This window comes from Phocaeicola sp. ICN-14070, from assembly GCF_037892625.1.
GTDB lineage: Bacteria > Bacteroidota > Bacteroidia > Bacteroidales > Bacteroidaceae > Phocaeicola > Phocaeicola plebeius.
Genome location: NZ_JBBKBF010000046.1, coordinates 22345 through 31899 on the forward strand (window position 1 = coordinate 22345; position 9555 = coordinate 31899).

A 9555-nucleotide genomic window follows, 5' to 3' on the forward strand; every position below is an offset into this window, starting at 1 on the left:
TAAACTACAATTACAATCGGGTAGATAAACGTTTCACCATGGCCGGTTTCCAGGTAGAGAAGTCGCCGGCGATGATGTGCTTGCGGGCTTCACCTACGAGCCAGAGGTAGAAGGCCAGGTTGTGGATGGAGGCAATCTGCATGGCCAGCAGCTCCTGTGCGTGGAACAGGTGGCGCAGGTAGGCACGGCTGTACATCGTGTCTACGTAAGATGCTCCGTCAGCTTCAATGGGCGAGTAGTCGTTCTCCCATTTCTTGTTGCGCATGTTCATGATACCGTCTTTGGTAAAGAGCATGCCGTTTCGTCCGTTACGGGTTGGCATCACACAATCGAACATATCCACACCGCGTTCGATGCCTTCCAGGATGTTGACCGGAGTACCTACACCCATCAGGTAGCGGGGCTTGTCCTTAGGCAGAATCTCGTTGACCACCTCAATCATTTCGTACATCTTCTCGGTAGGCTCACCCACGGCCAGTCCGCCGATGGCGTTACCGTCGGCATTCTTCGAGGCGATGTATTCGGCCGACTGGCGGCGCAAGTCGGGATATACGCATCCCTGCACGATGGGGAAGAGCGACTGGTTGTAGCCGTACTTGGGCTCCGTTTCGTTGAAGCGGGCACAACATCTGTCCAACCAGCGGTGAGTCAGCTCCATGGACTTCTTGGCATAGTTGTAGTCGGAAGTACCGGGAGCGCACTCGTCGAAGGCCATCATGATGTCGGCACCGATGGTACGCTCGATGTCCATCACCCGTTCGGGAGTGAACAAGTGCTTCGAGCCGTCAATGTGCGAGCGGAATTCCACGCCCTCTTCGCGCAACTTGCGGATGCCGGAAAGAGAGAATACCTGGAAGCCGCCGCTATCGGTCAGCATCGGACGGTCGAATCCGTTGAACTTATGGAGTCCACCAGCCCCCTCGATGATGTCCAGTCCGGGGCGCAGGTAGAGGTGGTACGTGTTTCCCAGGATAATCTGAGCCTTGATGTCGTTCTTCAGTTCGTGAAGATGCACGCCTTTCACCGTACCCAGTGTGCCCACCGGCATGAAGATAGGGGTCTCAATCTGCCCGTGGTCTGTTGTAATCAGACCGGCACGGGCATTCGATTTGGGGTCCGTATATTGTAATTCAAATTTCATTGTGCAGGGTTTTCTTTGTTTTTATCTTCTTTGATGGTAAAGTCGATGGCATCGGCCACTTTCTCATCGGTCAGCGCCAGGCGGAGCACCTCCTTGATGTCCTTCACGTAGTGGAAAGTCATTCCGGTGAGGTACATCGGCTGGATTTCATTGATGTCCTTGCGGTTTTCCTCGCACAGGATGATGTCCTTGATGCCGGCACGTTTGGCCGCCAGGATTTTCTCCCGGATACCGCCTACGGGAAGCACCTTTCCACGAAGGGTGATTTCACCTGTCATGGCCAGGTTGGCTTTCACCTTGCGCTGGGTAAGCGCAGAAGCCAATGAAGTAACCATGGTGATACCGGCAGAAGGTCCGTCTTTCGGAATAGCTCCTTCTGGCACGTGGATATGGATGTTCCAGTTGTCGAAGATACCTTCGGGCAAATCCAGCAGGTGGCTATGTGCTTTCAGGTACTCCAGTGCCAGCATGGCCGATTCCTTCATTACCGAGCCCAGGTTACCGGTCAGGGTCAGTTGTCCCTTACCACGGCTCAGGCTGGTTTCTACGAACAGAATCTCACCGCCTACGGCCGTCCAGGCCAGTCCCGTCACTACGCCGGCATATTCGTTGCCCTGGTATTTGTCGCGGGAATATTCTTGTGCGCCGAGGAACTTTTCAATATCTTTCGGCTTCAGCTCATGTGTGCCGGTAAACTCATCGCTGGCAATTTCCAGTGCGATTTTACGCATCACCTTGCTGATTTTCTTTTCCAGCTCACGCACACCGCTTTCACGGGTATAGTTCTCGATGATGTATTCAGTGGCCGCCTTGCTGAACTTTACGTGTTCCTTCTTCAGGCCGTTCTTCTCCATCTCTTTCGGGATGAGGTGACGGCGGGCGATTTCAATCTTCTCTTCGGTGATGTAACCGCTCACTTCAATCAGCTCCATACGGTCGAGCAACGGAGATGGGATGGTGCCTAGGTTGTTGGCCGTAGCGATGAACATGATGTTCGACAAGTCGTAGTCAATGTCAACGTAATTGTCGTGGAACGTGTTGTTCTGTTCCGGGTCGAGCACTTCCAGCATGGCTGAGCTTGGGTCACCATGGCTATCGCTGCTCAACTTATCAATCTCATCCAGAATGATGACCGGATTAGACGTTTCCGCTTTGATCAGGCTCTTGATGATACGTCCCGGCATGGCACCGATGTACGTCTTGCGGTGACCGCGGATTTCGGCTTCATCGTGCACGCCACCCAGCGACATACGTACGTATTTCCGTTTCAGGGCCGTGGCGATGGAACGTCCCAGAGAAGTCTTTCCTACTCCCGGAGGGCCGTAGAGACAGATAATCGGCGACTTCAGGTCACCTTTCAGCTTCAGTACGGCCAGATGCTCCAGAATACGTTCTTTCACCTTCTCCAGTCCGTAGTGCTCCTTGTCGAGTATCTTCTTGGCATTCGGAATGTCGATGACATCCTGTGTATACACACCCCACGGAAGTGAGAGCAATGTCTGAAGATAAGTCAGTTGCACGTTATAGTCGGGCGATTGCGGGTTGATACGTTCCAGTTTGGACAGCTCACGCTCGAAAGTCTCTTTTACTTCCGGTTTCCAGCGTTTCTTTTCTCCCTTCTTGCGCAGTTCGTCAATCTCGTCATCCTGTCCGTTGCCCAGCTCATCTTGAATGTTCTTGATTTGTTGCTGGAGGAAGTACTCACGTTGCTGGCGGTCGAGTTCCTCGCGCGTACGCATCTGGATGCTCTGTTTCAGGGTGGCCAGCTGGATGTATTTGTTCAGCAACTGGATAAGGCGGTACAATCGGTCTTTCAGGTTGTTCGTTTGAAGCAATTCGTACTTCTCGTTGATAGGGAAGGGGAAATTGCCGGAAATAAAGTTGACCAGCACCTCGTTGTTATCCAGGTTCTTCAAGGCGAAAGAAGTATCGGGCGAAATTTCATCGGACAGTTCAATTACCTTGGCACTCAACTCCTTGCAAGTGTCAATCAGTGTCTTGAATTCATCGGATTTCTCGTCCTTCATGTCCTCTTCAATCACTGAAACCTTACCCTTCAGGAAGGGACGGGTAGAAGTGATTTCCTCCAGTTGCACCTTCGGACCCGTAGCCTGAAGGATGGCCGTAATGGTTCCTCCCGGCATCTCAAACACCCGGAGCACCTTACCGATTACCGCAATGGGGAACAAATCCTTCTGCTTGGGCGAGTCTACCTCACTCACCTTCTGCGTGGTAATGATGATAGGCTCTTTGCTCTGAAGTGCCTGGTTGACTAATTTCAATGTGGGTTGCCGGCCTACGCTGACGGGCATGACAATAGAGGGAAATATCATAAGGTTGCGCAGGGGCATGACGGGCAGTTCTCCCGTGAGGTCATCCGTTGCATTGTCCACCGGAAGCGTTTCAATTTCTGCCATCATCGGAATGTCATTACCTTCTGCACTTACCAGAATCTCGTTGTTTTTTGTCTTTTTTACCATACTTGTTTTCTCTTCTGAATTAAGAAGCTTTTTTATTACTCAAAAACGGCACAAAGTTAATCATTCCGCATGTAATTTGGAAACTATTTATGTCAAATACCTCTTTTATTATGTAAAATAATGGCAGGCTGAAGCGTTTTCTGGGTAGATTTCACTAATTTTGGCGTAAAATTTTAGAAGGAAGTTATGCCAAATCCATATTTTCAATTCAAGCAATTTGTAGTTTTTCATGATAAGTGTGCCATGAAGGTCGGCACTGACGGGGTGCTGGTCGGCGCATGGGCGCAAGTGGACGGGGCAGGGAGGATGCTTGACATTGGTACCGGAAGCGGACTGATTGCTCTGATGCTGGCCCAGCGGAATCCGGATGCCTTTGTAACCGCCGTCGATATTGACGAAGCGGCCGTGGAGCAGGCTCGTGAAAACGTGGCCCGTACGCCCTGGTCTGACCGGATGGAGGTGGAACGGCTTGATATCCGGAAGGCACCGGAAGAATGGAACGGATGTTTTGACGCCATCGTGTCGAATCCTCCGTACTTTGTGGAGTCCGTGAAATGCCCTCAGGCGCAGAGGAACATGGCACGGCATACCGATGAACTGGACTTTGACGCCTTGTTGTCGAAAGTATCGGTTTTGTTGTCCGAAAAAGGTAGCTTTTCGGTGGTGCTTCCGGCTACGGCCTCGGCCGATTTTGTGGCCTTAGCCCTCGGAAAAGGCTTGCATCTTTCACGCCAGACCTGGGTACATCCCCGTCAGGAATTGCCCGCCAAGCGTGTGCTGATGGCGTTCGTGAAGCATCCTTGTGCACAGACGGAAATCACGCACCTTTCCATCGAGACGGAACGTCATGTCTATACACCGGAGTTTAGTGAACTGGCCAGAGATTTCTATCTGGCCTTGTAAGATGAAATGATTATTTCTTCGACAAGCGTCTCAGGATGTGATGGTTCAGCATCAGGAGTTGCTTGTGTTTCTGGGCAATGGCCGAAGTGATGGGACGTCGGCCGATAAAGTCGGTAAAGTGCTGGAGAATGTTCAGCGGGGGAGAAGGCATTTGCTTGGGACGTATCGGTGCGATGACGTGTAGCCCTTGGTGAATGATTTCCACCTTCAGGTCTTTTCCGCCCATCATCGGGTCTCCGTCAAAATGGAGCACTCCCTCCTGCGCACGGTGTATGATGATGCTCTTGTCCTTCATCGTTTTAATACGGCTGTTCTGGTCGAGTGTCCGGTTGAACAACTGGAAAGAAAGAGAAGGCACATCCAGCACAGTAAACGGCTCCAGTACCGTGATATCCATCATACCGTCGGTCAGCGAGGCTTGCGGGGCGATGTAGGCATTGTTGCCATATTGCGATGCATTGGCACAGGCTATCAGGAATGCTTTGTAGCGGACGGTACCCGTAGAGTTCTCTATTTCGTACGTTTCCGGTTCATACGTCAGACTTTCGTGCAGTGTATTTTCCAGATAGGTCAGCAGACCTCTTTTCCCGGAATCGGCAAATTTCAGGCTCACGAAGGCATCGAATCCCACTCCGCATGTACAGAAGAAGGGGTGATTGTCAATGATACCGTAGTCTATTGTCTTCACATTTCCGGCATTGAGTACATTGATGGCTCCCTTTGGTTCCATAGGGATATGAAGATGACGTGCCAGTCCGTTGCCCGATCCGCATGGAATAATTCCCATCGCAGTATTGGTATGGATAAGCGCCCGTCCTATCTCATTGATGGTACCGTCTCCGCCGATGGCCACTACAATGTCCGTATGTTCAGCGGCGGCTTGTGCGGCTATCTCGGAAGCATGACCTGCATATTCCGTTTTCTGGATAGAATAGTCATATATAGAATGGTCCAGTTCTTTTTCAATAAGTCGTAGGATGAATTCCTTTCCGTGAGTGCCGGATATGGGGTTTACCACAAAGGTGATTCGCTTTTTTGTCTCCATAAACCTGTTTCCTTAAAATTTGGGAGTACAAAAATAATATTATCTTTCATAGTTTAGGGCAAATTGCCCCTATAATTGATACTCTTGTTATTTTTTTCAGGGATTCGTATCAGATTTTTGAGTTTTTTGTATCTTTGCACGTTCTTAATGAAAATGATGTAACGAAACGGTTGCACAAGTAATGAAGTTTAATGTAAGCTGGGATGCTTACCAGATATTAGAATATGGGATTATTACAAGAAAAATTAAGTAAATTCAGAGTACCTCAGATGTACATGGAAAGAGGTGTCTATCCGTACTTTCGTGAAATAGACAGTGCCCAGGATACAGAGGTAATGATGGACGGAAAGAAAGTATTGATGTTCGGCTCAAATTCCTATATGGGTCTGACTCATGATCAGAGAATCATCGACGCGGCTATTGCTGCTACTCGTAAATATGGTACAGGATGCGCGGGTTCTCGTCTGTTGAATGGAACGCTGGATATTCATGTAGAACTTGAAAAAGAACTTGCAGAATTCGTCGGTAAAGATGAAGCACTGTGTTTCTCTACCGGATTTACGGTTAATGAAGGTGTGATTCCTCAGTTGGCCGGACGTGGCGATTACATCATTTGTGATGACCGTGACCATGCTTCTATCGTGGACGGACGTCGTCTTTCTTTTGCTACCCAGCTGAAGTATAAACACAACGACATGGATGCCCTGGAAAAAGAGCTCCAGAAGTGTGAACCGGATGCTATCAAACTGATTGTGGTGGATAGCGTGTTCTCTATGGAAGGTGATTTGGCCAACTTGCCGGAAATCGTCCGCCTGAAGAAGAAATACAATGCCAGCATCTACGTGGATGAAGCACATGGTCTGGGTGTATTCGGAAGACAGGGACGAGGCGTGTGCGACCATTTCGGCGTAACGGAAGACATCGACCTGATTATGGGTACATTCAGTAAATCACTCGCTTCTATCGGTGGTTTCGTGGCAGGTGACAAGGACGTAATCAACTGGTTGCGCCACAATGCCCGCTCTTATATATTCCAGGCAAGTAACACGCCGGCTGCTACGGCTGCGGCTAGAGAAGCCATCCACATTTTCAAGACAGAACCGGAACGTCAGCAGCGTTTGTGGGAAATCACGAACTACTCTCTGAAGCGTTTCCGTGAATCAGGCTTTGAAATCGGTGAAACAGAAAGTCCGATTATCCCTCTGTACGTACGCGATACGGACAAGACTTTCGAAGTAACCAAGCTGGCTTTCGACGAAGGAGTGTTCATCAATCCGGTAATTCCTCCAGCTTGTGCTCCTCAGGACACACTGGTGCGTTTTGCATTGATGGCTACTCACACCAAAGAACAGGTGGACTTCGCTATTGAAAAATTGATTAAGTGTTTCAAACAGTTGGATATACTTAAATAATCACATTTTTACATTGATCTTTTTAAGGAATTGAAAGGAGGTATTTACTATGGGAGCTGCCGGTAATAAAAAACCGAAGGGTATGCATAAAAAACATGCTCCGGCTTATCAAGTAGAAGAGGCCATTCATGAAAATGACCTGAAAAAAGGAAAAAAGAAATAAATCCGTAGCGGATTTATCGAGAAAGGGTTATATTTAGAGCATCTGACGCCTTATGGCAAAAGCTCGGATATAACCCTTTTTGTGTATGTATGATTTTAACTTTAATGGAATATGATACTGAATGAAAGAGACAGCCGTCACGAACAGGTGTTGCAGGTGGCGCAACAAATGATGACGGCGGCACGTACGGCTCCCAAAGGAAAGGGGGTAGACATTATTGAAGTGGCCATGGTGACGGAAAGTAACATCCGTATCCTTTCTGATACGATGAAGCAGATGTACGAAGACAATGGCTTTAAGTTTTTCCTGCGCGATGCGGATAACATTCTCCAGGCAGAGTGTGTGGTGCTGATAGGTACGCGCTCGCTTCCGCAGGGGTTGGATTGCGGACATTGCGGATATGAGCATTGCGGAGACCGCAAAAAAGGAGTGCCCTGTGCCATCAATAGTGTGGATGTAGGAATTGCCATCGGTTCGGCTTGTTCGGTAGCAGCCGACCATCGGGTAGATACGCGTGTGATGTTTTCGGCCGGTCTGGCGGCCCAGCAGCTGGACTGGCTGGATGGGTGCACCCAGGTGTACGCCATACCCGTGAGTGCATCATCCAAGAATCCGTTCTTCGACCGGAAGCCTAAGACAGAATAAATTTCTCAGCCGCGTAGGCCACGCCGTCTTCTTCATTGGATAAAGTGATGAAGTCGGCGTTTTCTTTTACTACCTCCTGTGCATTGGCCATGGCGATACCCAGTCCGGCGTATTGAATCATGGACAGGTCGTTGAATCCGTCACCGATGGCAATCATTTCCTCACGGGTAAGTCCGATTTCCTTCAGGAGTACGGCCAGCGACTGGGCCTTGTCGATGCCCTTGGGAACCAGTTCCAGGAAGTAAGGCTCTGAGCGGAAAACCCCCATGCGGTCTTTCAGATGTTCGTACATCTCTTTTTCCAGCTCGGCCAGGCGAGTCGGTTCGCCCACAATCAGGCATTTGGCAATCGGATGTTTCACGGCATCCAGAAAATTGTCTACCTTCTTTATTTTCATGACATTGAGCAAGGCCTCTTTGAGTACATACTCATCGTCCGGTTTCTCGGTCAGCACGTATTCCCCGTCGTAAGTCACAATGGCAAAATCGTTCTTTTTGGCACATTCGTAAAGATAGGGAAGCACATCATGGTCGAGCAGGTTCTTGTACATCAGCTCCTTGGTTTTCCAGTCGATGATTTCTCCACCGTTGTAAGCCAGAATGTAGCCTTCATACTTTTGCAGTTCCAGTTGCTCGGCCAGTGGGGCAATGCCGTACGTAGGTCTTCCCGAGGCCAGTACAATTTTCACTCCTTGCTCCTGAATCTTGAACAGTGTTTCCTTGGTGTGAGGGGTAATTTTTTTCTGCTTGTTGGTAAGCGTTCCGTCAAGGTCTAATACTAATAATTTATATTTCATAAAGTTATGCTGTAAAATCGAGCGTAAAATTACGGAAAAAAAACGAAACTACGGAAATGTAGGAGCGGAAAGATAAAGCATGTAAAGGATGCCGTTCTCGTGAAGACGCAGGTGAGGTATGAGAGAAATGTCTTTCGGCTTTCTATGTTTCCCAAGGCCGAAACTTATGTTCTCCCAAGGGAAGATATAGGTTTTCGCTTCGGAAAACATACGTTTTCGGTTGGAGAAACATACAATAGTCAAGCACGTGCTTTCGTTGATGTGCTTGAGTTTCGGCTTCTTGTGCTCTGAAGAAAATACGTTAATGCTTGAATAAGTGATGAACTGGAGGATATTTTTATTTATTTTTGCAAAGGCAGTTATACACTAATTTACACTAATTCTATAAAATAGAATGGTTACATATTATAAATAGAATATCTGCAAATAATTATATGGGGCACGGTTTACTTACCTAAATATGTCGCTTTATTTAGGAATGGGAGCCTTGCCCCATTCAAATATATAATGAAAACCAAATTGCATAACATTGTCAAATAATATGAAGAAAGTATTCTTGATTATAAATATTCTTAATTTTTATATTTACCAATTTGTTGATAAGCATAAAAAGATTTTACCTACTTACCCTACGGACGTGACATCTGAAAAAATTCTTGGATTCTTGTTGATAAATTTATGTTTAATTATTTTTCTTATTATAGATAAATTATACCCTCTCAAAGTTGAATACGTTTTTGTCTTTATCATTCCACTCTGTCTGTTGCATTATTACGCATTGATATATAAAAATAGATGGGTACATTATATGTGTTTTATCAAGAAACAGCCTATAGAAATATTAACAAGATGGAAATTCTATGTTATATTATTTTTAATTTCACTGTTTTTGCTTTTAATATTATTATGCATAATTACTTGTAGTAACCATTCTATTTTCCGCCTTGACACGCATGTTCCCTAAACCTAC

At 47.5% G+C, this 9555-nt stretch carries 7 protein-coding genes; 3 read left to right on the forward strand and 4 right to left on the reverse strand.

What is annotated here, in order from left to right; genetic code table 11:
• Window positions 1-10 precede the first annotated feature (10 nt).
• Together tgt and lon are read right to left on the reverse strand one after the other, a co-directional pair.
• Window positions 11-1141 carry a tRNA guanosine(34) transglycosylase Tgt gene (gene tgt, locus WKT20_RS12385; RefSeq protein ID WP_022053960.1) on the reverse strand — a complete coding sequence of 377 codons (1131 nt, stop codon included), beginning with the start codon at window positions 1139-1141 and terminating at the stop codon, window positions 11-13.
• Window positions 1138-3621: an endopeptidase La gene (gene lon / locus WKT20_RS12390; protein WP_118243681.1), complete on the reverse strand. Its 2484-nt coding sequence runs from the start codon at window positions 3619-3621 to the stop codon at window positions 1138-1140. Before lon ends, tgt begins: the two co-directional genes overlap by 4 nt.
• A gap of 186 nt (window positions 3622-3807) precedes the next feature.
• Between lon and WKT20_RS12395 the strand changes: the two genes are divergently transcribed.
• The gene (locus WKT20_RS12395) at window positions 3808-4524 is read left to right on the forward strand and encodes a tRNA1(Val) (adenine(37)-N6)-methyltransferase (RefSeq protein WP_117701669.1); all 717 of its coding nucleotides are present in this window, start codon (window positions 3808-3810) and stop codon (window positions 4522-4524) included.
• 10 nt (window positions 4525-4534) lie between these two features.
• On the opposite strand, the gene WKT20_RS12400 is transcribed toward WKT20_RS12395, so the two are convergent.
• Window positions 4535-5569: a diacylglycerol/lipid kinase family protein gene (locus WKT20_RS12400; RefSeq protein WP_118163642.1), complete on the reverse strand. Its 1035-nt coding sequence runs from the start codon at window positions 5567-5569 to the stop codon at window positions 4535-4537.
• 224 nt (window positions 5570-5793) lie between these two features.
• On the opposite strand from WKT20_RS12400, the gene spt reads away from it, so the two are divergent.
• Both spt and WKT20_RS12410 read left to right on the forward strand, forming a co-directional pair.
• Entirely contained in the window at window positions 5794-6981 is a 1188-nt protein-coding gene (spt, locus tag WKT20_RS12405; protein WP_007558228.1) for a serine palmitoyltransferase, read from the forward strand.
• 274 nt (window positions 6982-7255) lie between these two features.
• Complete coding sequence (locus WKT20_RS12410) at window positions 7256-7789, forward strand: ferredoxin domain-containing protein (protein ID WP_007558229.1); 534 nt, start codon at window positions 7256-7258, stop codon at window positions 7787-7789.
• Here WKT20_RS12410 and WKT20_RS12415 read toward each other — a convergent pair.
• Window positions 7776-8585, reverse strand: coding sequence for a Cof-type HAD-IIB family hydrolase (locus tag WKT20_RS12415; RefSeq protein WP_118243683.1), 810 nt, complete (start codon window positions 8583-8585; stop codon window positions 7776-7778). The genes WKT20_RS12410 and WKT20_RS12415 overlap by 14 nt on opposite strands.
• Between the last annotated feature and the right edge of the window lie 970 nt (window positions 8586-9555).